Here is a 20,446-nt window from a genome sequence, read left to right as displayed (position 1 = left end):
CGCCGCGCATGGCTGACATGAATCCGCCTTGTGCACGATCATCGTGCGGGCCTCACGGATCCGAGAAGAAGGCTCCGTACGCGCTTGGCGCGAGGCCCGCGCGCAGCAGAAGCTGGAGCAGCAGCCGCGCTTTCAGCCCCGACAGCGAGCCGGCCGAGAGGGCGCCGCGGCGCAGGAGGTCGATCTCCCCGCCCGGATACCCGTATGTGCGGCAGAACACAGGTCCGCTCTGGGCGCGGCTGGCGAGGACCACCGGCATCCGCTCGACCAAGCCTGAGACGGTCTGCGCCAGCGCCTCCGGCACGTGGCCCGCGCCCATCCCCTCGATCACCGCGCCGGCGAAGCCAAGCCCCGGCAGGGCCGCGAGCAGCCGTCCGTCGTCACCGAGCCCGATCTTCAGGAGAGCGACCGGCGCCGCTTCTTCCGACAGGCGCCCCGTGACGAGGGGAGCGCGGGGGGCGCGCAAGAAGATCCGGGCCTCGCCCTCGATCACGAGGCCGAGCGGGCCGGCCAGCGGCGAGCGGAAGGCGGAGGGCAGGGCGGTGTGCGCCTTCTGGACGAGGCGGGCGGCGTGGATCTCGTCGTTGAGGACGGCGAGCGTGCCGAGGCCTCGCGCCGCCCGGCTCCCCGCGACGATCGCCGCGGCCAGCAGGTTGGCGGGACCGTCGGCCCCGGCGCTCTCCGGCCCGCGCATCGCCCCCGTGACGACGACCGGCTTGTCGCTCGCCACGAGGCGATCGAGCACGAAGGCGGTCTCCTCGATCGTGTCGGTGCCCTGGATCACCACCGCACCGTCGAGATCGCCCGCGAGGCGTTCGGTCAGCGTGCGCGCCACCCCGATCAGATCATCGAGGCTCAGCCCCGCGCTCGGCCGGCGTAAGGGAGACAACGTCTCGATGGCCGCCACCGCGTCGAGCCCCGGCACCGTGGCCGCGAGGTCGGACGCCGTGAGCGTCGGCACGATGCCGCCCCCGCTGCTGCGGGTCATGGTGATCGTCCCGCCGAGGGACAGCAGCAGGAGGCGGGGGAGGTTCATCTCTTCAGACATCCTTCGGACCCGCGCTCACCGCGCGTCACCCAGCACCGCCTGCACCAGCGCCAGCACGGCCACGGCGGCCGTATCCGCCCGCAGGATGCGCGGACCCAGCGAGAGTGCCACCGTGTTGGGGCGGGCGGCGATCAGCGCGCGCTCCTCCTCGTGGAACCCACCCTCGGGGCCGACCAGGACCGCCAGCGGCGGTACTCGATCTGGGTCGGCGGCCCCGCGCAGGGCTGCCACGGGATCGCGCACAGCCGCGTCCTCGTCGCAGAAGACGAGGAGGCGGTCAGCCTCCAGCGCGTCGAGGCAGGCGGGAAGCCGGGCCGGCTCGCCGACTTCGGGCACGGCGAGAATGCCGCACTGCTCGGCCGCCTCGATCGTGTTGGCCTGCAGCCGGTCGCGCTTGATCCGCTCCCCTTGCGTGAAGCGGGTGAAGACCGGCTGGAGCCGGCCCGCGCCCATCTCCACCGCCTTCTGGGCCATGTAGTCGAGCCGGCCGGTCTTCAGGGGCGCGAACAGGTAGTGCAGATCGGGCCGCGCCGGCTGCGGGCGGGTTTGCGCGACCACGCGCAGATCGGCGCTCTTGCGGCCCTGCGGCACGATCTCGGCCCGCCACTCGCCGTCGCGGCCGTTGAAGAGCAGCACGGGCTCGCCCTCCGCGCGGCGCAGCACGGTGAGCAGGTAGTTCGCCTGCGCCCGCTCCAGCGGCAGGACGCGCCCCTCCGCCAGATCCGCTTCGACGAAGAGGCGCGGGGCGGTGAAGTCGTAGGCAGCCATGGTCTCTCGCAGCGAAGGCCGGTCTCGTCGCGTGGCCGCCCCGGCCTGTCAATCGGCGCCGAACCCGGCGGGATGTGGTGCAGAAATGTCACGTCGGTCGCGTTTCGAACGATTTCCCACCGTCGTGGCCGGCGGAAGCCGCGCGGCACCATTGGCGCCACATTCCCATGCGCAACAAGCTTCCGCATCGAAACACGTTCAAGCCCCTCGCCGGGGCCCGCGGCGCAGCAGCGTTCGGGCCGAGGCCGGGCGGGCGCTGCGGGATCGGGGGCTACACCCGTCGCGGCACGCGGGGAGAAGGACCGGCCGAATGTCTGCCTGGATGTCTGCATCGTCGAAGACCGTCGCCGCCGCTTTCGCCGGCCTCGCCCTTCTGGCCGGGCCCGCGCTCGGCCAGGGCATGAGCGGCATGCCGCTGCCGTCGATGGATACGCCGGCCGAGCCCGCCCCCTCGGCGGGCGCGCCGATGAGCATTCCCGCCCCCATGGCGCCGGCGGCTCCGGCTCAGTCCGTGCCGCAGCAGGCGGGTACCGATTGCGGCTCGATCCAGAAGACGCTGATCGAGCGCAAGAATCTCGTGGCCAAGGCGAACTCGGCCTCGAACTCCAAGAAGAAGATGACGCCGCAGGAGGCCTGTTCCCTGTTCGGCCAGCTCCAGGCCAACGGCGCGACCGGCATCAAGTGGATCACCGCCAACAAGGAATGGTGCTCGATCCCCGATTCGTTCGCGGAAGGCTTCAAGGCCGACCACAACAAGGTCGGGGCGATCCGCACCAAGGTCTGCGGCATCGCCGCCCAGGCCTCGAAGATGGAAGCCCAGGCCAAGGCCCAGGCGCAGAACGGCGGCGGGGGCGGCGGTCTGCTCGGCGGTCCCGGCCTGTCCGGCGCCTTCCGCATGCCGCAGGGCGCGCTCTAAACGGCGCGCTCCGACCCGGCGAAACCGCATCCCCATTGCCTTCTCCGTCCGAGCCCGGCTCCGGCCGCGTCGCCGACGCGGTCGCCGGCCACTGGGCCGACCGGCTCGCGCCGGCCGCGGCACGGCCCTATCTCCGGCTCGCCCGGATCGAGCGGCCGGTCGGCTGGTGGCTGCTGCTGCTGCCGTGCTGGTGGTCGGCGGCGCTCGCCGCGACCGCCGCCGGGCGCCCGGGCCCCGATCCCGTCCACCTCGCCCTGTTCCTCGTCGGCGCGGTGGCGATGCGGGGCGCCGGCTCGACTTACAACGACATCGCCGACCGCAAGCTCGACGCGCAGGTCGAGCGCACCCGCTCGCGCCCGCTGCCCTCGGGGCAGGTGATGACGAAGGGCGCCGCTACCTTCCTTGTGGCGCAGGCGCTCGTCGGCCTCGCCGTGCTGCTTCAGTTCAACACGACCGCGATCCTCGTCGGCATGCTCTCGCTGGCGCCGGTGGCGATCTACCCGTTCATGAAGCGGGTGATGCCGATGCCCCAGGCGGTGCTCGGCCTCGCCTTCGCCTGGGGGGCACTGATGGGTTGGGTCGCCGTGTTCGGCCGCCTCGACCCGCCGGCCCTGTGGCTCTACGCGGGCACGATCTGCTGGATCGTCGGCTACGACACGATCTACGCGGTGCAGGACATCGAGGACGACGAGATCGTCGGCATCCACTCCTCGGCCCGGTTGTTCGGCGCGCGCCTGCGGCTCGCGGTGGGGCTCTGCTACGCAGGCACCGTCGCCCTGTTCGTGCCGGCGCTGATCGGGGCCGGCGCCGGCCCTCTCGGCTGGCTCGGCCTCGCGCTGTTCGCCGCCCACCTCGCCCGTCAGGTCGTCCTGCTCTCCGAGCGCGACGGCGCGCGCGCCCTGACGTTGTTCCGCTCGAACCGCGATGCCGGGCTGATCCTGTTCGCGGGGCTGGCGGCCGACGCGCTCTGGCAGGCGTGGCGCTGATGCCCCGGTGGCCGGGCCCGCGGCCCGCGCCATATCGGGCGGCATGAGCGAGACAGATCCGCACCGACAACCCGACGACACCATCGCCGAGGGCGCCCGCGCCCGGGCTCAGGGGCGTCCGCGCGACGCCTGCCCCTATCCGCGGGACACGCCCGAGCGCACGGGCTGGCTCGAGGGCTACGACGGCTCTCCGGCCGACCGCGCGCCGGATCAGCGGCTGGATGCCGGCTGAGACACTCGCGTCTCAGCCCCGGGAAATGATCTCGCTCTCGCCCCGGTGGATGCAGGGCCGGGCCGGGAGACGGGCGGTCTTGCGCCGCACGAGGAAGCGCGGGCGGCGGCCGCTGAGTGCGGCGTGGCGGCGGCGCTGGCGGCCCTTGCCGAGCACGACCGGCCCGAGCTGCTGCGAGACCGGGACGATGGAGCCGTCCTCGCGCAGCAGCATCCGGGCGAGGCCGCCCTTGGCCGAGACATCGCGCCACACGGCCACGACATCCTCCTCCGCGAACGGCCCGAGCCGCATCGCCACCTCGCCCTCGGCATCGACGAGCAGGAGCGCGAAGCGGTCCTCCCCGCAGGCATCGGCGGCCTCGTCGGCAAAGGCGAGGGCGACGCCGACGGGGGCACCGAGCACGAGCAGCGGGGTGGCGGGCACCTGAAGGGTGCTCACGAGGGTGCCGTCTTCGGAGCCGGGGCGAGAGTTCTGATTCAGGATCTCGAAAGTCATCATCGGTGCGACGCCCTATCCCTGGCCGCGGTCTCTGTCGGACGCGCTGATCTGACAAGCACAGTGCCGTTCGTCCTCCCCAAGCTGCCTTAAAAGTGACAGTTAAGCGTTCGTGGATCGAGCCGAAGCCTGCGGAATGCTCAACGGACCCTTGCCGCGATCGGCACAAATGCGCGCAAACGGGGCCGGAGCAGGAGGCCGTAGCGCGGGCACATGAGGGCATGGCGGCGCGGCCTGCATCGCACGGTCCCGAAAACCGATGGCCACATTTTCGAGGGATGCTTTAGAACGGAACCGCGCCGATGCCGTTGAAGCGGAACGTGGTCGGCTTCGCACGGCGGCTCCAAGCGGCTCTCATGACTCAGACGACACCCTCTCTCGAGGCGCTGCGGCCGGATCTGCGCGAGGCGATGCAGGCGGCGGCGGCCCTGGCGCTGCCCTACTTCCAAGAGGGCGGGCACACGAGCGCGAAAGTCTGGTCGAAGGCGGGCGGGTCGCCGGTCACGGAGGCCGACGTCACCGTGGACGCCTTCCTCAAGGTCCGCCTGTCGCAGATCGAGCCGCGGGCGGCATGGCTCTCGGAGGAGACCAGCGACGATCCCGTGCGGCTCGGCCACGACCTCGTCTGGATCGTCGACCCCATCGACGGCACCCGCGCCTTCCTGTCCGGGCATCCGGACTGGTCCATCGCGGTGGCGCTCCTGTCGGGGGGCGAGCCGGTGCTCGGATCGGTCTTCGCTCCGGCGCTCGGGGATTTCTACGAGGCTGCGGCGGGAGCGGGGGCCACGCTCAACGGCGCGCCGATCCGCGTCTCGACGCTGGCTGGGCTGGAGGGTGCGCGGGTCACCGGCCCCAAGCCGCTTCAGGACCGTCTGCTGGACGGCGCGGCGCGCGGGGCCGGGGGCGCGCGGCCCTCGGTCACGGTGATCGAGCGGATTCCCTCGCTCGCCCTGCGGCTCGCGCGGGTGGCCGAGGGACGGATCGACCTCGGTCTCGTTTCGAAGGATTCGCGGGACTGGGACCTTGCCGGCGCCGACCTGATCGTGCGCGAGGCGGGGGGCGCCGTCTGCAATCTCGATGGGACTCCGGTGGCCTACAACCGACCGGAGCCGCGTCACGGCGAACTCATCGTTGCGCCGCTCTCCCTGCGCGAGGCCGCCTTGGCGGCCCTGGCCGGGCGGTAGACCCCGCTCCCGAGGGCGCGGGGTTCAGGCTTTCAGGCCGCTTCCTTCAGTCGAACCGCGGCGGGGGCGAGGCCCAGCCGGTCGGCGAGGTGCCAGCGCAGCTCGCGCGGCGAGTGGTACTCGTAGGAAGAGTCGATGAGGTGGCTGAGGTCGGCGGACGCGTTGCGCGTCGGCGTTTCGACCAAGCGGTCCACCCGGAAGGTCACCGCATTGGTGACGGGTGAAATGGCGCCGACATGGCGCCGGAACTCGAAATGCATTGTCTTTTCTTCTCTCTTCACCGAATCCCGCGCCATCCGTGGCGTGGCCGGCGTCGTTTCTGGTTGTTGTGATGCTCGATCGGCGGCGGCGCCCGCCGCCGGATCCGGGCTGGATCCTGGGTCGGTGGGTGCCGCTTGATGTGTCAGGCTACGCGGTTGGGCCGGTCTGTCACCGGCCCCTTTGCGGGATCAGACCGCCTGGAGGTTTCCGGCGGCATCCTTGCCGCTGCGCTTGTCCGTCAGAACCTCGTAGGAGATCTTCTGGCCCTCGACGAGGTTGCGCAGGCCGGCCCGCTCGACGGCGGAGATGTGGACGAACACGTCCTTGCCGCCGTTATCCGGCTGGATGAAGCCGTAGCCCTTGGTCTCGTTGAACCACTTAACAGTCCCAGTATCCACGAATAGTTCCTTCGTATCTCACGAGCCAAGCGCAAGCATCTGCTCGAAGCGAGCACATGGTCTCGTCCGCCGATTTTGCGGGATGACGGGTCACATGAGGGTGGCAGCGGAATCGACCGCCTTGCCGTGCCCGTCAGGACTACATGTAGGCCGGCCGTGCGGCCTTAACAAGGCAGGACGAGCCGGCGGGAGCGGGCGGGAAGGCCGCAGGGGCGGCGCGGCCGCCCGCGCGCGACGCTTCGGCCACCCTGTGACAAAGCCTCGAGCCGGTGCATATATGACCGTCAATCCAGGCGGTTACGCACCGCCCTCAGGCAGTGCAGTCAGGCAGTTCATGGCGGGCATCTCGGTTTCCCTCGAAGGCGCGAACATCCAGCTCTCCTTCCAGAAGGACGACCAATCGACGGCGGTGGTCATGGACGCCCGCGCCGCCCGCGCCCTGGTGCGCGCCGTGGGCCAGCTCCTCACCGCCATCGACGACGACGGCGAGGCCGACCTGCCCGACGAGACGGGCGACGAGGAGATCGCCATGCTCGACGTGACCTCCTCGGCGATCGAGGTGGGCACCGACGAGCAGGGGCAGGCCGTGGTGGCCCTGCAGGCCGGCGCGCTGCCGCCGTTCCAGCTGCGCCTCACCGACGAGGAGGCCCGCCACGTGGCCACCAGCCTCAGCGAGATCCTGGCCGCGCCGCGGGATGTCCGCGCCTCCCACGGCGGGCATTGAGGCTGCGCCCCACGCGCCGCCTCGCTCGGGCTCTCAGGCCTCCGGCCTGCCGCGGCGGCGCTTGGGCACGGCGGACTGAAATGTAATGTCGATCAATTCTACCGGCCCGGAGAGTGCAAGGTCTTCCGGGCCGGCAGGAAGGCGTCGGCCTCCGGCGCTTGGTCTGACGGCGCCGGAGGCCGGTCCTCGCAACGAGGGTTCAGAGCCGGATGCCGGGATCCGTCGGGCCGCCGGGCAGATAATCGGGCTCGGAGCCGGGACCCTTGGGCTCGTCGATCCCCGGGTCATCCACCGGATAGGGCGTGCGCGGACCGGTCGGGCCGATATCTGGCATGTCGTCCGGCTGCGGCGGTGGGGGAAGGTCGCCGGGGATGTTGCCGCCGGGGGTCGGATCGGGTGTCGGGACGCCGGGATTGGCCATGGGCCGCCTCCATTCTGGTGTCGGGGATGGGCGTCCAACACATGCCTGCCGGTGCGGTTCCGTTCTCTCTTCGTCTCGCTCCGCCCGGGTGCGGCCGGGTGTCCGGCGCCGGAACCGCCTGCGGGGCGACCTGTTGGCCCGGCAAATCCCTCACTCGATCCAGAGAGACGCCATGCCCGACATCCGCGACGCCAAGATCCTCATCCTGGCCACCGACGGCTTCGAGGAGAGCGAGCTGACCGTGCCGCAGGCCAAACTCGCGCAGGCCGGCGCGACCGTGACGGTCGCGAGCCCGCAATCGCGCCAGTCCAAGGGCACGATCCGCGGCTGGGACAAGACCGACTGGGGCAAGGAGGTCGCGGTCGACCTCGATGTCGAGAGCGTGAACCCGGACGCCTACGACGCGCTGGTGCTGCCGGGCGGGCAGATCAACCCGGACAAGCTGCGGGGCGAGCCCAAGGCGCTGGAGGTGATCCGCAGCTTCCTCACCTCCGGCAAGGTCGTGGCCGCGATCTGCCACGCGCCCTGGCTGCTGATCGAGGCGGGTGCGGTCAAGGGCCGGACGCTGACATCGTTCTCCTCGATCAAGACCGACGTGATCAACGCGGGCGGCCACTGGCAGGACAAGGAGGTCGTCACCGACGGCGGCATCGTCACGAGCCGCAACCCCGGCGATCTCGACGCCTTCTGCGCCAAGATCGTCGAGGAGATCCGCGAAGGCCGCCACGAGCCGCGCCGGCTGGCCGCCTGACGCACCGTCCGAACGTCGGAGGCCGTCGGGCTGCCGCCCGGCGGCCTTTTCGTCGGCTCAGCGCTTGGCGACGGCTTTCTGGACTTTCGGCCGGTCCGTGGACGCGCCCGCCATCAGCTTGGCCAAATGCTGCTGGTCGAGGCCGGCCCCGAGGCTGGCGGGCATGACCGACGCGTCGGCCGCGCGCTCGACCTTGCGCGGGGCGATCGAGCCGGTCGTGACGGGATCGGGGAGGGCGGCCACCGGCAGGGCGGGCGCCGCCGGCTCCCGCTGGAGGCGCATCGCCCAGTGGGCGGCGGTGGACAGAGCGGCGACCGCCAGGATCGCCTTGATGCCGCTGGTCAGGAAACGCCGCATGATCGGCCCCGGGAAACGCAAGGAACGCGGCTGGTTCCCCAGCCCGTCCCCAGGATTGCCCAAGATCGTGAACGAAGCGCTCTCGCCCCGTCCGGGCGCGACGTGCCGGATCGGGATGGCGGCCCGATCCGGATGGGGTCAGCCGCGCTGGGCGGCCTCCCGGTGCGGCTTCTCGGGCTCCGTCTCCACCGCGCCACGAGTGCGCCACAGGCTGTAGACGACGCCGATCGTGAGCAGCACGAGGGTGACGAGCAGGGACACCCACGGCGGCAGGTGGACCAGCTCCAGCGTGTCGGCCACGACGATCTTGCCGCCGATGAAGAGCAGGATGAAGGCGAGCGCCGTCTTGAGGTAGGCGAAGCGGTCCACCATCGCCGCGAGCGCGAAGTAGAGCGCGCGCAAGCCCAGGATCGCGAAGATGTTGGACGTGTAAACGATGAACGGATCGGTGGTGATGGCGAAGATCGCCGGCACGCTGTCGACGGCGAAGATCACGTCCGCGATGTTGACGAGCACCAGCGCCACGGCGAGCGGCGTCAGCCACCGCACCATCCGGCCGGTCTCCGGATCGGGCCGGCGCACGACGAAGGCTTGGCCCTCGGGCTTGTCGGTGACGCGCACGAACCGCTTCAGGAAGCGCATCGAGGCGCTCTCGCGGATGTCGTGCTGGTCTTCCTCCTTCGAGACCAGCATCTTGATGCCGGCATAGATCAGGAAGACGGCGAAGATCGACAGCACCCAGTGGGCCTGCTGCACGAGGATCGAGCCGAGCCCGATCATCACGCCGCGCAGGATCACCGCCGCGAGGATGCCCCAGACCAGCACCCGGTGCTGGGCCGCCCGCGGCACTCCGAGGGAGGTGAGGATGACCGCGATGACGAAGACGTTGTCCATCGACAGCGACTTCTCGATCACGAGGCCGGTCACGTATTCCTGGGCCGGATCGGCCCCGAGCATCCACCAGATCCAGCCGCCGTAGAGCAGGCCGAGGGTGAAGTAGAAGGCGGTGAGGAGAAGGCTCTCCTTCACCCCGATCTCGTGGTTCTTGTCGCGGTGGAGCAGGCCGAGATCGAAGGCGAGCAGGCCTGCCACGAGCGCGTGGAAGCCCAGCCACATCCAGACGGGTTTGCCGAGCCACTCGTAAGTGAGAAGTTCCATCGTCATGCGGGACCCCGATGCTTCACTCAAGGAGAGCATCGGCTCCGACATCACGGACGCGTCTTCCGGGCCTCTCACGGTTTGGGCCGCCGCGACGGCGCGGACGGGGGAGGGCTCCCGTATGCGGGCAGCCTCGTGAGACGCACGGTGCGCGTTCCGCCAGAGGGGCCCGCAGCCGATCCGAGGCAGTTAGAGAGCCGGCCGCGTCGATTCAAGGGCCGCACGGCTTTCCTCTCGTCTGGGTCATCCCGCTTGACAGCGGGGTGCTCTCGGGGCCTCCCCGGGGCATGAGCAGGGATCGGGAGCATGCGGTCGCCGTCGTCGGCGGCGGGCCGGCGGGGTTGGCCGCGGCGGAGGTGCTGGCCGGGGCGGGGCTTCCCGTCACGGTCTACGAGCGGATGCCCTCGGTCGCGCGAAAGCTCCTCATCGCCGGCCGGGGCGGGCTCAACCTCACCCATTCCGAGCCGCTGCCGGATTTTCTGCGCCGCTATAGTCCGGCCGAGCCGCGCCTCACGGCCGCCGTCGAGGCGTTTCCGCCCGCGGCGTTGCGGGAGTGGTGCGCGGATCTGGGCCAGTCCACCTTCGTCGGTTCGAGCGGGCGGGTCTTTCCCGAGAGCTTCAAGGCCTCGCCCCTGCTGCGGGCCTGGCTCGCGCGGCTCGACGGGCTCGGTGTGACGATCCGGACCCGGCACCGCCTCGTCGGCTTCGGCGGCGGAGGCCTCCACTTCGAGACGCCGGAGGGGCCGCTCGCCGTCCGGCCGCGGGCGAGCCTGCTGGCGCTGGGCGGCGCGAGCTGGCCGCGCCTGGGATCGGACGGGGCCTGGGTGCCGCTCCTGACGGCGGAGGGCGTCGCGGTCGCGCCGCTCAAGCCCGCCAATGTCGGCTTCACGGTGGCGTGGTCGAGCCATTTCTCGGAACGCTTCGCCGGCGAGCCGCTCAAGCGCGTCGCCGCGCGGATCGGCGAGCACCGCGCCCGCGGCGAGGCGGTCGCGACGAAGGACGGCATCGAGGGCGGCCTGATCTACGCGCTCTCGCGGCCGATCCGTGAGGCGATCGAGCGCGACGGGGCGGCGAGCCTCGTCCTCGACCTGCGCCCCGATCTCGACGTGCCCGCGCTCGCCGCCCGGCTCGCCCGCAGCCGCTCCGGCGAGAGCCTGTCGACGCGCCTGCGCAAGGCCGCCGGCCTGAGCCCCGCCGCCGCGGGACTGCTGCGCGAGGCGCATGCCAACAGGCCGCCGGGCGAGCCGGCGGCTCTGGCCGCGGCGCTCAAGGCGGCACCCCTGCGGCTGTCGTCGCCGGCCCCGATCGCGCGGGCGATCTCCTCGGCGGGTGGGGTCGCCTTCGACGCGCTCGACGCGCGCTTCATGCTGCGGGCGCGGCCCGGCACCTTCGTCGCCGGCGAGATGCTCGATTGGGAGGCCCCGACCGGCGGCTACCTGCTTCAGGCGGCCTTCGCCGGCGGCCGGGCGGCAGCCGCCGGCCTGATGGCGTGGCTGTCCGCGCGTTAGGGACGAGCGCAGATCCCGACCATGCCGCCGCTGTCGGCGGGGCAGGTGCCCTCCCGCTCCGAGCTCAGGCTCGCCCCGGCGCCCTTGAGGCAGGTGGCCGAGGCCAGCACCTCGCCCGTCTCGCAGGCCAGCGTGCAACCGCTCTCCCCGCAGGATTGCGCCCGCACGACGCGGAACGGCGCGGCGCTCGCCCGGGCGGCCTCGCCCTTCGGTCCGGCCGCGCCCGGCGCACCGGCCTCGCCCTTGGAGCCCGGCTCACCCTTGGAGCCCGGTTCCCCCTTGGGGCCGCCGGGGCCGGGCGGTCCGGCCATGCCCGCCTCGCCCTTCGGACCTTGTTCACCCTTAGGCCCTTGTTCGCCCTTGGGCCCCTGGTCACCCTTGGCCCCCGGCTCCCCTTTCGGTCCGGCCGCGCCCGCCGGGCCGGGCGGTCCCTGCAATCCCGCCGTGCCGGCCGGTCCGGGCTCGCCCGCCTTGCCGACCGGGCCTTCCGGCGCGCAATTGGCGACCACCGCCTCCCGCTCGTCCTCGCCCGCCTTGATGACCGCGACGCAGGTCGCCGGGCGGTAGGGCAGCCGGAACTCGAAGCGTCCGCGCCGGTCGGACAGGACCGAGATGTCCTCGTCGAGGATCACGGTCACGCCGCTCTTGCGCACGCTGCCGCTGATGCGTAGGTCCCCGCCCTCGATGCGCGCGTCCCAGATCTGGATCGGTTGCGCCGGCTGGCTCGGCGCCTTGCGGGCGGCGCGCTGCGGGGCTGCGCGTTGCGGGGCGGCGGAGGGCTCGCCCGGCCCGGGCTGCTGGGCCGCGGCCGGCGCGGCGAGCGCGAGGCTCATCGCGATCAGGATCGGCCACGGCCGTCGTCCCAGGCTGCGCGTCGTCGGCATTCCCGTTCCTTCCGATCGTTTCGTCCCAGGCCCGCGCGTCTCGCGGCGCGGCGGCGGGCAGGTTTCCGCCGCCCATTTGCCGGGGTCAAGCCCGGCGCTCCGTCCACATCCGTCCACAGAGCGTATCCACGGTAGTGGGTCAGTTTGAAATTTGTGAGGGTTGACCCGCCCTTGGTCGCGGCGGGTGCGCGTGGCATGATGAGAGCATGATTATCGAAGCCCTCGTTCAGGACGGCGATCAGTGGATCGCGGTCAGCCCAGTGGAGGCACGCGCCATGCTCGGAAAGCCAATGCGCTGCCCGTCCTGCAGCGGGCCGGTCCACCTTTATACGGGCGTCGGCACCAAGCCGCATTTCGGGCACAACGCCGCCCATACGGGCTGCAAGCTGTCGCACAATTTCTCGGGCACAGCGTCGCTTCACCCGGACGCTATCGCATGACCACGCCCAAGCGCCCCCGCGATCCCAACCAGCTCGCCAAGTTCATCGTGGATGTAGCGACGGCGGTCGAACAATCGACTCGACAACCTGAAGTCACCGCCCCAGTTTCTCCCGCGACCGAATTCGCAAGAAGCGGCGGCTTAAAGGGAGGAAGGGCGCGCGCTGACAAGCTGTCGGCGGAAGAGCGCTCGCAGATTGCCCGTCAAGCCGCTGCCGCAAGGTGGCGCAAAGATGACGGCTGAAATTGCAGTAGCAAACAAGCTCGGCATAGCAATTGCCGCTGATAGTGCCGTTACTGTCGAGCAACTACACAAAGATCAGATAGTAACTAAAGTATATAACTCAGCGAATAAAATATTTACGCTATCGAAATGGCGACCGGTCGGCGCCATGATATACAACACAACCACTCTCGGCGGAACTCCGTGGGAAATAATCATCAAAGACTACAGAAAGGGACTTGGCCAATCGTCCTTTCGAACACTTGAGGAATACAAAAACCATTTTTAGCACAATCCAGTCTTCAAGCTACTTATTTCCCCAAGAAACAGTCAAAGAAATAGTATTATTCAACGTATACCGACTTTTGAAGGACATTCTCGACTCTTCGAAAACGGTATCCGACTTCAAATTAAACTTAGCGGCAAAAATCACAGAACTTGAAACCAAAGATTTTGTCGAAGGCTTCGACGCAAATTTTGAACGACGCATCTCAAGAGAATATGGAACCGAGATATCAACTGCAACAAATTACGTGCTTAAGCCCGCCTATAGCCGCGGGTGCGCTCGTTCAATCGACCGGCTAGTTCAGGTAGCTTTTTCCCGAAAAGAGCGCCTGAAAGGATATTCCGGCTTGGTACTTTGCGGCTTCGGAGAAGAAGAGGTTTTCCCGAGTCTGCTTGAATACACATGTGATATCGTTGTTTGCGGACGTGTCAGATCCTGGAAAAAGCAAAATGCGATTATTGGGAGAAACAAATCTTCTTTCGTGCTCCCATTCGCAGATACGTCTGTAATTCGCACAATGATTGAGGGTATTAATCCGGATTTTAGACAGAAGCAGTATGCCGAGGCAATAAGAGTTATGGCTTCAATGCCGGCAGAAGTCCTGTCGCAAGTCACTCAGCTTTCTCAGACAGAAAAAGACGCGTACGCACTCGCGGCCAACGCATCCATTATCAATGCATTCAGAGAATTTGCAAAAGCGATGGATAGCTACCGCCGAGAAGAATACACCGTACCAATTGACCAAACAATCAGCCTCCTCCCACTAAGCGACTTAGCTACAATTGCCGAGACACTTCTAACCGCATCCCACATACACAAACGATTAACCCCAGACTTGGAGTCGGTTGGCGGGCCAGTAGACGTTGCAGTTATTTCAGAAGGGGATGGATTTGTATGGATTAAGAGGAAGCATTACTTTGAAGAAAAACTAAATCGTTCATATGCCGCAAGATATCTTGACTCTGCCGGCCCGTAGTCTATATCATCGGGTATGTCAAGGAGGGCTCCCGCATGATTTTGGATAAATTTGAGGAGACTCGGCGGTCAAGCCAACTCGTCGATGAAGTGATGCGTGAGCTTGGCTTGCATGGACAGGACCAGCCTAAGGATTTGAGCCTAGATCGCGACGAAGGAAAAAAATCACCGTCCGAGATCGCCGTAGAGCGCTTCCGGCAGGAGTACGAGAAGCGAGTGAAGGCGGCAGCGGCGGATTGAAAAGCACCCTTGATGCTTGACTGACAAGCAAAAGGGTCATATTGAAGGAGGGCCATGAACAAGCTCTCCTCCGAAGATCGTGCGCGCATCCTGCTGCTCCTATGCGAAGGCATGTCGATCCGCGCGATCACTCGGGTGACGGGCGCCAGCAAGAACACCGTCGCCAAGCTGCTTGCCGATGCCGGCCGCGCCTGCGCGATCTATCAGGACCAAGCCTTCCGCGAGCTGCCCTGCACGCGCATTCAGGTCGATGAGATTTGGAGCTTCGTCTACGCGAAGGCAAAGAACGTCGAGACAGCCAAAGCAGCGCCGGAAGGCGCGGGCGACGTGTGGACGTGGACGGCCCTGTGCGCCGACACCAAGCTGCTTCTGTCGTGGCTGGTTGGCGGCAGGGACGCCGAGTACGCGACCGTCTTCATGCATGACATCCGGGGCCGGCTCTTGGAGCGCCCGCAGATCACGTCAGACGGCCATTACGCCTATTTGTCCGCCGTCGATGAGGCGTTCGGCAAAGAGGTCGATTACGCGCAGATCATCAAAACCTACGGCGAGTCGGCAGATAGCACCCGGCGCTACAGCCCGCCGATCTGCACGGGCGTGAAGAAGCGGACCGTTACCGGCAATCCCGACAAGGATCACGTCTCCACGTCGTTCGTAGAGCGCCAGAACCTCACGATGCGGATGCACATGCGCCGTTTCACGCGGCTGACGAATGGCTTTTCAAAGAAAGTCGAGAACCACGTCCACGCTGTCGCGCTTCACGCGATGTACTACAACTTCGTCAAGGAACAGCGAGGCATCCGCATGACATCAGCCATGAAAGCGGGCGTTACGGACACGCTTTGGACCATCGACCACATCGTTCGTGTCGTGGAACTGTTTGACGCGAAGCCGGGTAAGCGCGGGCCTTATAAGAAGGCATCGCAGACGGGGTTAGGCGCCCTCGACTAATTCGAGGATTGTTCTGATTGGCATCAGCATCTTTGGAGAGTGCTCGTTTTCCGAATAGCGAGCGAAGCCGAGGCTTTCGTAAAACGCCGTGGAGTTTTTATCATAAGATTGCAGCGTAAGTGCGTACATGCCTGCTAGCTGGGAAATTCTGTAAACCTTATCGAAGACATCCGACAAGAGCGCCGTACCAATACCCTTGCGCTGAAATTCTTTCTGCACACCCAGAAACGCTAAATGAACCGCCGGGAAAGCGGTGTAATTTTTAGTATAATCTGTAGGCTTGGTATTTAAGGCATCCATGCTCTCGTTCCCAATTTGAAGAGCATAATAGCCTATTACGCGACCGTTCGCATCGCCAATGGCTTCGAAAACGCGATACTCAGCGCGATCGAAGCACTTCTTTGAATTATTTTTGTACCAATTATCGATTGGCTTGCGTCCGCACTCAAAAAAATTGCGCGGACGCGCGCGATCGTATGGCTCGATATGAAATACCAATGTATATTAGCGCGCGTACGCCGCCCCACGATCAGAGGCATCGCTAACGTTACGGATTTCTCGGCCGCGACGATACACTTCTTTGAGCTTCGCGTTTGGAGCGCCATTCTCGTTGTAGATGCGCCGCACGAACTCAGCTGCCTCGCGTTGATTTTTGAACGCAAGCTTCTCCGACTTGTCGCTGCTGCGACTTAGCCATGATAGGAATGTTTGCAGCACGTGCATGGTTGCACCACTCAGCTCGACCCGTGATACCCTTGGACCGTTAGGTGCTGATTAACGGGGGCGCCTCTTGCGACGTTCCCTCAGTACGCGCAATCCGGCTGGCCGTCCATTCCAACTGAACGGCTCCCGGTTGCGCAGGTGACGTATCTCACAGGCAATTTAATCAAGCCGTCCGCGATGCGAGGAGGCGCGGCGGCAGGGAAGCTCTTTCCGGAAGACCCATCACTTACTCCTCTCGTCAACCCCTCCCGCCCCCTCCGAAATTTCAAACTGACCCACTACCGTATCCACAGGCCAAGGGGCTGTGACGCCTCGTCTTTGCCCGCGCGGTCCACAGGTGCCGCAGGTCTTCGCGGTGTCCCGTCGACACACCCGATCCGTCCGCGATCGAAATCGGGAAGCCAGGGACGGGACGATGATCTAAACGGGTTTCACGAAGCTCCCGGATGATCGGCCCGTCCGCGGCCGGGAGCGGAAGGAGTTCGATCCGCCGCCATGCTCGTCCCGCTTCTCGCCGTCCTGCTTCTTCTCTCGACCGCCGCCCGGGCCGACGAGTGCGACACGCTCGCCGCCCAGGTCGCCGCGGCCACGGGGGCGAAGAAGCTCGGGCGGCGGGTCGGTCCGAGCATCGAGGTGCGGGCCGCGAGCGGGGTCAAGCTCGACCTCACCTGCCGCGCCCAGCCCATCGTGCAGGCCGCCTCCGGCGATCCGTCCCCGTCCGCGGCCTATTTTCGCGAATTGACGGTCGCCGCCGAGATCGTGGTCGGCGAGCCCGCATCGACCGTGCGGCCGATCCTCGGGCGCGCCTATAAGACGGCCCTGCGCGAGGGGCGCAAATCCTTCATCCAGCAGAACGGCTGGTCGGCGAGCTGCTACACCGACAGCGCGGGCGCTCTGCGCACGCTCTGCTCGGTCGGGCGCATCCCGACGGATTGAGCGGTTCAGGGCGGAACGCTCGCCTCGCCGACGCCGGGCGGCCCTTCGAGACACTTCGGGCGCGCTTTGAAAGCGATCCTGCGTGCGCGCGGCGCGGTTCACGCTTGAACCGAGCGCCCGCCCGCGCCAATGCGGGACCCAAGAACTTCCAGGGAGGAACCCGAGATGGCCCGCCCGTCCGTCAATCACCTGTTCGACCTCGTGCGGGCCCACCTCCCGGCGGACCCGGCCGCGAAGGCCTTCATCGAGACGCCGGACGGCGTCCGTTACAGCTACGCCGACCTGATCGCCCGCTCCGGCGCCTATGCGGCCGCCCTGCGCGCCCTCGGGGTGAAGCCCGGTGACCGGGTCGCGGTGCAGGTCGAGAAGAGCCCGGAGGTGATCTTCCTCTATCTCGGCGCGGCGCGGGCCGGCGCGGTCTTCCTGCCGCTCAACACCGCCTATACCGCACCCGAGATCGCCTACTTCCTCGGCGATGCCGAGCCCGCCCTGTTCGTCTGCGATCCCGCCCGCGAGTCCGAGCTCGCCCCGGTCGCCCGCGAGGCCGGCGTGCCGGAGTTGCGCACCCTCGACGCCGCCGGGCGCGGGAGCATGGCGCAGGCCGCCGACGCGGGCGATCCCGACTTCGCCGACGTGCCCCGCGGGCCCGACGACCTGGCCGCGATCCTCTACACCTCGGGCACGACCGGGCGCTCCAAGGGCGCCATGCTGAGCCACGACAACCTCGCCTCGAACGCCCTGACGCTGGCCCAGTACTGGCACTTCACCGAGAGCGACGTGCTGATCCACGCCCTGCCGGTGTTCCACACCCACGGCCTGTTCGTGGCCACCAACATCGTGCTGGCCACGGGTGGGACGATGCTGTTCCTGCCCAAGCTCGACCCGAAGAAGATCCTCGAGGTGATGCCGCGGGCGACCGCGATGATGGGCGTGCCGACCTTCTACACGCGCCTGCTCAAGGAGCCGGGCCTGACCCGCGAGGCCGCGGCCCATATGCGCCTGTTCGTGTCGGGCTCGGCGCCGCTGCTGGCCGAGACCCACCGGGAATGGTCGGAGCGCACGGGCCACGCCATCCTCGAACGCTACGGCATGACCGAGACCAACATGAACACCTCGAACCCTTACGAGGGCGCACGGCGGGCCGGCACGGTCGGTTTTCCGCTGCCGGGGGTGACGCTGCGCGTGGTCGCGCCCGAGACCGGGGCGCCGCTCGGCCCCGAGGAGGTCGGGATGATCGAGGTGAAGGGTCCCAACGTCTTCGTGGGCTACTGGCGCATGCCGGAGAAGACCGCCGCCGAGCTGAAGGTGGACGGGTTCTTCATCACCGGTGATCTCGGCAAGATCGACCGCGACGGCTACGTGCACATCGTCGGCCGCGGCAAGGACCTGATCATCACCGGGGGCTACAACGTCTACCCCAAGGAGATCGAGGCCGAGATCGATGCGCTGCCGGGGGTGATCGAATCCGCGGTGATCGGCCTGCCGCACGCCGATTTCGGCGAAGGCGTCACGGCGGTGGTGGTTCCGGGCGCCCATCCGCCGGACGAGGCGGCGGTGATCGCCGCCCTTGAAGGGCGGCTCGCCAAGTACAAATGCCCCAAGCGCGTGCTGTTCATGCAGGAACTGCCGCGCAACACCATGGGAAAGGTGCAGAAGAATCGTCTGCGCGAGACGCATGCGGATCTCTATCGCGGCTGACTTCGCCCGTGCGGCGCCGGATGATCGGGCGACGTTCCGTTTCGCGGGCCGAGTCGGTTCGGCCCTCGGAGGATTGCCGGCCCTGCAGGGTAGAGAATACCTGGGTCGCGCCCCGTGCCGGTGCTCTCAAGCCTGTGATGTGCCGCCCGGCGACGGACGGTGATATGAGCCGTCCCGTCTTTTCGGGGCGCCTCCCTCCTGCCGACGCGGATGCCGCCGCGGCCCGCGCCGCGTATGCTTTTTCGAACCGCGGAGATTCGTCCGACCGTGACCAGCAGTGCCGAGCATGACCGGATCGAGGCCGAGCTGGTCAGTGTCTCCGAGAGTTCCGACCCTTTCGCCGCGGCCGTCAAGGCGACCCGGATGCCGATGCTCGTCACCGATCCGCATCGGCCCGACAATCCGATCGTCTTCGCCAACGACGCCTTCACCCGGCTGACCGGCTACACGCGCCCGGAGATCCTGGGACGCAATTGCCGCTTCCTGCAGGGGCCGGAGACGGACCCGCGCGACGTCGCCCGCATCCGCGACGCGGTCGAGCGGCGGGTGCCGATCGAGATCGATCTGCTCAACCACAAGAAGGACGGCGCGGTCTTCTGGAACCGGCTGCTGATCTCCCCGGTCTTCGACGCGGAGGGGCATCTCACCTACTTCTTCGCCTCGCAGTTCGACGTGACGCTGGAGCGCGACCGGCTGGTGCGGCTCCAGCGCGATCACGATGCGCTGGAGCAGGAGGTCGAGCGCCGCAACGACGACCTGACCCGCAGCGAGCACCGCCTCGAATTCATGCTCGCCGCCGGCCGGCTCGGCGCCTGGAGTCTCGACCTCGCCGAGCGCCGTCTCGTCGCCTCGGATCTGTGCAAGCAGAATTTCGGGCGGCCGCTGGGCGAGCCCTTCACCTATGACGACCTCGTGGCCGCCGTGGTGCCGGAGGACCGCGAGCGCATGCGGGCGGCCATGCAGGCGGCCATCGAGCGGCGCGCCGACTACGACGTGGAGCACCGGGTGACCGCGCCCGGCGACGAGGTGCGCTGGGTGCAGCTGCGCGGCCGGGCCTATTACCGGGCGGACGGGGCGCCGCTCTCCATGGCGGGCATCTCGCTCGACGTGACGGAGCGCAAGCGCGCCGACGAGCAGCGCGCCCTGCTCGCCGCGGAGATGAAGCACCGGGTCAAGAACTCCATCGCCACCGTGCAGTCCATCGCCCACCAGACCCTGCGCAACGCCGCCTCCCTGGAGGATGCGCGCAAGACCCTCGACGCGCGCCTGAACTCCCTGGCCAACGCGCACGACATCCTCACCTCGGAATCCACCGCCGGCGTCACCCTCGCCGAGGCGGTCGAGAGCGCGCTCCAGCCCTTCCGCGTCAGCCCGCGCAACCGCATCCGCTGCGGCGGGCCGGAGGTGCGCCTCACCTCCCGCCTGACGGTGGCCGTCGTGATGGCCCTGCACGAACTGGCCACCAACGCCGTGAAGTACGGAGGCCTGTCGAACGAGTCGGGCCGGGTGATCCTGAACTGGGAGGTCGAGGCTGGACGGCCCGGCCAGCTGCTGATTCGCTGGGAGGAACTCGACGGGCCGCCGGTCGAGAAGCCGTCGCGTATCGGCTTCGGCACGCGCATGATCGAGCGGGTGCTGGCCGCCGAGTTCGGCGGCACGGCGCGGATCGACTACAGGCCCCGCGGCCTCGTCCTCACCGTCGCGGCGCCGCTGCCCGAGCGCGAGTGCGGCTGATCCTTCTCTGCAGCGCCTCGGTTTCGCCGCGCGATGAGGGCGCGGCGCCAGATCCTTGTCCGGTCTCGGCTTTTCCGGGGACGGCAGCCTGTTCGAGGGAACGGCCAAGCCTGGCTGGCGTTTGATCGGCGTCCGCCCCAGGCGCCTGCGC

General features: G+C 67.9%; 26 protein-coding genes. 16 read left to right on the top strand and 10 right to left on the bottom strand.

The genetic code is table 11. The features are described from left to right. Positions 1-52 precede the first annotated feature (52 nt). Positions 53-1,036 carry an asparaginase gene (locus ACPCJR_RS13445; RefSeq protein WP_391512543.1) on the bottom strand — a complete coding sequence of 328 codons (984 nt, stop codon included), beginning with the start codon at positions 1,034-1,036 and terminating at the stop codon, positions 53-55. A 27-nt stretch (positions 1,037-1,063) separates the two neighbouring features. Beyond that, entirely contained in the window at positions 1,064-1,816 is a 753-nt protein-coding gene (locus ACPCJR_RS13440; RefSeq protein WP_391512542.1) for a 16S rRNA (uracil(1498)-N(3))-methyltransferase, read from the bottom strand. 322 nt (positions 1,817-2,138) lie between these two features. Between ACPCJR_RS13440 and ACPCJR_RS13435 the strand changes: the two genes are divergently transcribed. From ACPCJR_RS13435 to ACPCJR_RS13425, 3 genes are read left to right on the top strand one after another with little or no spacing between them, the layout of a single operon-like run. Next, positions 2,139-2,732 carry a hypothetical protein gene (locus ACPCJR_RS13435; protein ID WP_391512541.1) on the top strand — a complete coding sequence of 198 codons (594 nt, stop codon included), beginning with the start codon at positions 2,139-2,141 and terminating at the stop codon, positions 2,730-2,732. 35 nt (positions 2,733-2,767) lie between these two features. Beyond that, positions 2,768-3,718, top strand: coding sequence for a 4-hydroxybenzoate octaprenyltransferase (gene ubiA, locus ACPCJR_RS13430; protein WP_391512540.1), 951 nt, complete (start codon positions 2,768-2,770; stop codon positions 3,716-3,718). Between the two features lie 43 nt (positions 3,719-3,761). Then, entirely contained in the window at positions 3,762-3,950 is a 189-nt protein-coding gene (locus ACPCJR_RS13425; RefSeq protein ID WP_391512539.1) for a ribosome modulation factor, read from the top strand. A gap of 12 nt (positions 3,951-3,962) precedes the next feature. Here ACPCJR_RS13425 and ACPCJR_RS13420 read toward each other — a convergent pair whose 3' ends face one another. Next, positions 3,963-4,448, bottom strand: a complete 486-nt coding sequence (locus ACPCJR_RS13420; RefSeq protein ID WP_391512538.1) for a DUF6101 family protein — start codon at positions 4,446-4,448, stop codon at positions 3,963-3,965. Positions 4,449-4,801: 353 nt separating this feature from the next. On the opposite strand from ACPCJR_RS13420, the gene ACPCJR_RS13415 reads away from it, so the two are divergent. Next, positions 4,802-5,629, top strand: coding sequence for an inositol monophosphatase family protein (locus ACPCJR_RS13415; RefSeq protein WP_391512537.1), 828 nt, complete (start codon positions 4,802-4,804; stop codon positions 5,627-5,629). A 32-nt stretch (positions 5,630-5,661) separates the two neighbouring features. Here ACPCJR_RS13415 and ACPCJR_RS13410 read toward each other — a convergent pair whose 3' ends face one another. Together ACPCJR_RS13410 and ACPCJR_RS13405 are read right to left on the bottom strand one after the other, a co-directional pair. Next, positions 5,662-5,889, bottom strand: coding sequence for an AsnC family transcriptional regulator (locus ACPCJR_RS13410; RefSeq protein ID WP_391512536.1), 228 nt, complete (start codon positions 5,887-5,889; stop codon positions 5,662-5,664). 189 nt (positions 5,890-6,078) lie between these two features. Then, positions 6,079-6,288 carry a cold-shock protein gene (locus ACPCJR_RS13405; RefSeq protein WP_012452746.1) on the bottom strand — a complete coding sequence of 70 codons (210 nt, stop codon included), beginning with the start codon at positions 6,286-6,288 and terminating at the stop codon, positions 6,079-6,081. Between the two features lie 334 nt (positions 6,289-6,622). Between ACPCJR_RS13405 and ACPCJR_RS13400 the strand changes: the two genes are divergently transcribed. Then, the gene (locus ACPCJR_RS13400; protein WP_110350887.1) at positions 6,623-7,012 is read left to right on the top strand and encodes a hypothetical protein; all 390 of its coding nucleotides are present in this window, start codon (positions 6,623-6,625) and stop codon (positions 7,010-7,012) included. A gap of 199 nt (positions 7,013-7,211) precedes the next feature. Here the strand turns inward: ACPCJR_RS13400 and ACPCJR_RS13395 are convergent, their stop codons facing one another. Continuing rightward, complete coding sequence (locus ACPCJR_RS13395; RefSeq protein WP_110350886.1) at positions 7,212-7,433, bottom strand: hypothetical protein; 222 nt, start codon at positions 7,431-7,433, stop codon at positions 7,212-7,214. 172 nt (positions 7,434-7,605) lie between these two features. Here ACPCJR_RS13395 and ACPCJR_RS13390 point away from each other — a divergent pair, with 172 nt between their 5' ends. Next, positions 7,606-8,184, top strand: coding sequence for a type 1 glutamine amidotransferase domain-containing protein (locus ACPCJR_RS13390; RefSeq protein ID WP_391512535.1), 579 nt, complete (start codon positions 7,606-7,608; stop codon positions 8,182-8,184). Between the two features lie 57 nt (positions 8,185-8,241). Here the strand turns inward: ACPCJR_RS13390 and ACPCJR_RS13385 are convergent, their stop codons facing one another. Beyond that, positions 8,242-8,541: a hypothetical protein gene (locus tag ACPCJR_RS13385; protein WP_391512534.1), complete on the bottom strand. Its 300-nt coding sequence runs from the start codon at positions 8,539-8,541 to the stop codon at positions 8,242-8,244. Between the two features lie 138 nt (positions 8,542-8,679). Next, positions 8,680-9,705: a TerC family protein gene (locus ACPCJR_RS13380; RefSeq protein ID WP_391512533.1), complete on the bottom strand. Its 1,026-nt coding sequence runs from the start codon at positions 9,703-9,705 to the stop codon at positions 8,680-8,682. A gap of 281 nt (positions 9,706-9,986) precedes the next feature. Between ACPCJR_RS13380 and ACPCJR_RS13375 the strand changes: the two genes are divergently transcribed. Further along, positions 9,987-11,207, top strand: a complete 1,221-nt coding sequence (locus ACPCJR_RS13375; RefSeq protein ID WP_391512532.1) for a TIGR03862 family flavoprotein — start codon at positions 9,987-9,989, stop codon at positions 11,205-11,207. Here the strand turns inward: ACPCJR_RS13375 and ACPCJR_RS13370 are convergent. Next, positions 11,204-12,091, bottom strand: coding sequence for a collagen-like protein (locus ACPCJR_RS13370; protein ID WP_391512531.1), 888 nt, complete (start codon positions 12,089-12,091; stop codon positions 11,204-11,206). The two genes, ACPCJR_RS13375 and ACPCJR_RS13370, sit on opposite strands and share 4 nt — an antisense overlap. 206 nt (positions 12,092-12,297) lie before the next feature. Here ACPCJR_RS13370 and ACPCJR_RS13365 point away from each other — a divergent pair, with 206 nt between their 5' ends. From ACPCJR_RS13365 to ACPCJR_RS13340, 6 genes are all read left to right on the top strand, one after another. Then, positions 12,298-12,531, top strand: coding sequence for a competence protein CoiA family protein (locus tag ACPCJR_RS13365; protein WP_391512530.1), 234 nt, complete (start codon positions 12,298-12,300; stop codon positions 12,529-12,531). After that, on the top strand, positions 12,528-12,773 hold the full coding sequence (locus ACPCJR_RS13360) for a histone H1 (protein ID WP_391512529.1): 246 nt from the start codon (positions 12,528-12,530) through the stop codon (positions 12,771-12,773). Before ACPCJR_RS13365 ends, ACPCJR_RS13360 begins: the two co-directional genes overlap by 4 nt. Further along, positions 12,763-13,041: a hypothetical protein gene (locus ACPCJR_RS13355; protein ID WP_391512528.1), complete on the top strand. Its 279-nt coding sequence runs from the start codon at positions 12,763-12,765 to the stop codon at positions 13,039-13,041. Before ACPCJR_RS13360 ends, ACPCJR_RS13355 begins: the two co-directional genes overlap by 11 nt. A gap of 76 nt (positions 13,042-13,117) precedes the next feature. Beyond that, positions 13,118-14,014, top strand: coding sequence for a hypothetical protein (locus tag ACPCJR_RS13350; protein WP_391512527.1), 897 nt, complete (start codon positions 13,118-13,120; stop codon positions 14,012-14,014). Positions 14,015-14,049: 35 nt separating this feature from the next. Next, positions 14,050-14,253: a hypothetical protein gene (locus ACPCJR_RS13345; protein WP_391512526.1), complete on the top strand. Its 204-nt coding sequence runs from the start codon at positions 14,050-14,052 to the stop codon at positions 14,251-14,253. A gap of 54 nt (positions 14,254-14,307) precedes the next feature. After that, positions 14,308-15,204, top strand: a complete 897-nt coding sequence (locus ACPCJR_RS13340) for an IS1 family transposase (protein WP_391512525.1) — start codon at positions 14,308-14,310, stop codon at positions 15,202-15,204. On the opposite strand, the gene ACPCJR_RS13335 is transcribed toward ACPCJR_RS13340, so the two are convergent. Then, positions 15,187-15,702 (bottom strand): GNAT family N-acetyltransferase, encoded by a 516-nt coding sequence (locus tag ACPCJR_RS13335; RefSeq protein ID WP_391512524.1) that lies wholly within the window; start codon positions 15,700-15,702, stop codon positions 15,187-15,189. The genes ACPCJR_RS13340 and ACPCJR_RS13335 overlap by 18 nt on opposite strands. Positions 15,703-16,422: 720 nt before the next feature. Here ACPCJR_RS13335 and ACPCJR_RS13330 point away from each other — a divergent pair. The 3 genes from ACPCJR_RS13330 (at position 16,423) to ACPCJR_RS13320 (ending at position 20,295) form a co-directional block, all read left to right on the top strand. Continuing rightward, a complete protein-coding gene (locus tag ACPCJR_RS13330) occupies positions 16,423-16,863 on the top strand; it encodes a hypothetical protein (RefSeq protein WP_391512523.1) in 441 nt (146 codons plus the stop codon). Between the two features lie 165 nt (positions 16,864-17,028). After that, entirely contained in the window at positions 17,029-18,561 is a 1,533-nt protein-coding gene (locus tag ACPCJR_RS13325) for a malonate--CoA ligase (protein WP_391512522.1), read from the top strand. Positions 18,562-18,828: 267 nt separating this feature from the next. Continuing rightward, positions 18,829-20,295: an HWE histidine kinase domain-containing protein gene (locus ACPCJR_RS13320; RefSeq protein ID WP_391512521.1), complete on the top strand. Its 1,467-nt coding sequence runs from the start codon at positions 18,829-18,831 to the stop codon at positions 20,293-20,295. The last annotated feature ends 151 nt before the right edge of the window (positions 20,296-20,446 follow it).

It is taken from the genome of Methylobacterium sp. NPDC097929, assembly GCF_049543375.1.
GTDB lineage: Bacteria > Pseudomonadota > Alphaproteobacteria > Rhizobiales > Beijerinckiaceae > Methylobacterium.
Note: the sequence above shows the minus strand (reverse complement) of the source record. Positions and strands in the feature narration are given on the sequence as shown.

Bases quoted from the DNA above. Each gene is read 5' to 3' on its own strand.
- ACPCJR_RS13415 (WP_391512537.1), top strand. From the start codon at position 4,802: ATGACTCAGACGACACCCTCTCTCGAGGCGCTGCGGCCGGATCTGCGC.
- ACPCJR_RS13440 (WP_391512542.1), bottom strand. From the start codon at position 1,816: ATGGCTGCCTACGACTTCACCGCCCCGCGCCTCTTCGTCGAAGCGGAT.
- ACPCJR_RS13325 (WP_391512522.1), top strand. From the start codon at position 17,029: ATGGCCCGCCCGTCCGTCAATCACCTGTTCGACCTCGTGCGGGCCCAC.
- ACPCJR_RS13410 (WP_391512536.1), bottom strand. From the start codon at position 5,889: ATGCATTTCGAGTTCCGGCGCCATGTCGGCGCCATTTCACCCGTCACC.
- ACPCJR_RS13330 (WP_391512523.1), top strand. From the start codon at position 16,423: ATGCTCGTCCCGCTTCTCGCCGTCCTGCTTCTTCTCTCGACCGCCGCC.
- ACPCJR_RS13355 (WP_391512528.1), top strand. From the start codon at position 12,763: ATGACGGCTGAAATTGCAGTAGCAAACAAGCTCGGCATAGCAATTGCC.
- ACPCJR_RS13340 (WP_391512525.1), top strand. From the start codon at position 14,308: ATGAACAAGCTCTCCTCCGAAGATCGTGCGCGCATCCTGCTGCTCCTA.
- ACPCJR_RS13395 (WP_110350886.1), bottom strand. From the start codon at position 7,433: ATGGCCAATCCCGGCGTCCCGACACCCGATCCGACCCCCGGCGGCAAC.
- ACPCJR_RS13425 (WP_391512539.1), top strand. From the start codon at position 3,762: ATGAGCGAGACAGATCCGCACCGACAACCCGACGACACCATCGCCGAG.
- ACPCJR_RS13360 (WP_391512529.1), top strand. From the start codon at position 12,528: ATGACCACGCCCAAGCGCCCCCGCGATCCCAACCAGCTCGCCAAGTTC.
- ACPCJR_RS13435 (WP_391512541.1), top strand. From the start codon at position 2,139: ATGTCTGCATCGTCGAAGACCGTCGCCGCCGCTTTCGCCGGCCTCGCC.
- ACPCJR_RS13400 (WP_110350887.1), top strand. From the start codon at position 6,623: ATGGCGGGCATCTCGGTTTCCCTCGAAGGCGCGAACATCCAGCTCTCC.
- ACPCJR_RS13375 (WP_391512532.1), top strand. From the start codon at position 9,987: ATGAGCAGGGATCGGGAGCATGCGGTCGCCGTCGTCGGCGGCGGGCCG.
- ACPCJR_RS13385 (WP_391512534.1), bottom strand. From the start codon at position 8,541: ATGCGGCGTTTCCTGACCAGCGGCATCAAGGCGATCCTGGCGGTCGCC.
- ACPCJR_RS13365 (WP_391512530.1), top strand. From the start codon at position 12,298: ATGATTATCGAAGCCCTCGTTCAGGACGGCGATCAGTGGATCGCGGTC.
- ACPCJR_RS13445 (WP_391512543.1), bottom strand. From the start codon at position 1,036: ATGAACCTCCCCCGCCTCCTGCTGCTGTCCCTCGGCGGGACGATCACC.
- ACPCJR_RS13390 (WP_391512535.1), top strand. From the start codon at position 7,606: ATGCCCGACATCCGCGACGCCAAGATCCTCATCCTGGCCACCGACGGC.
- ACPCJR_RS13380 (WP_391512533.1), bottom strand. From the start codon at position 9,705: ATGACGATGGAACTTCTCACTTACGAGTGGCTCGGCAAACCCGTCTGG.
- ACPCJR_RS13345 (WP_391512526.1), top strand. From the start codon at position 14,050: ATGATTTTGGATAAATTTGAGGAGACTCGGCGGTCAAGCCAACTCGTC.
- ACPCJR_RS13420 (WP_391512538.1), bottom strand. From the start codon at position 4,448: ATGATGACTTTCGAGATCCTGAATCAGAACTCTCGCCCCGGCTCCGAA.
- ACPCJR_RS13370 (WP_391512531.1), bottom strand. From the start codon at position 12,091: ATGCCGACGACGCGCAGCCTGGGACGACGGCCGTGGCCGATCCTGATC.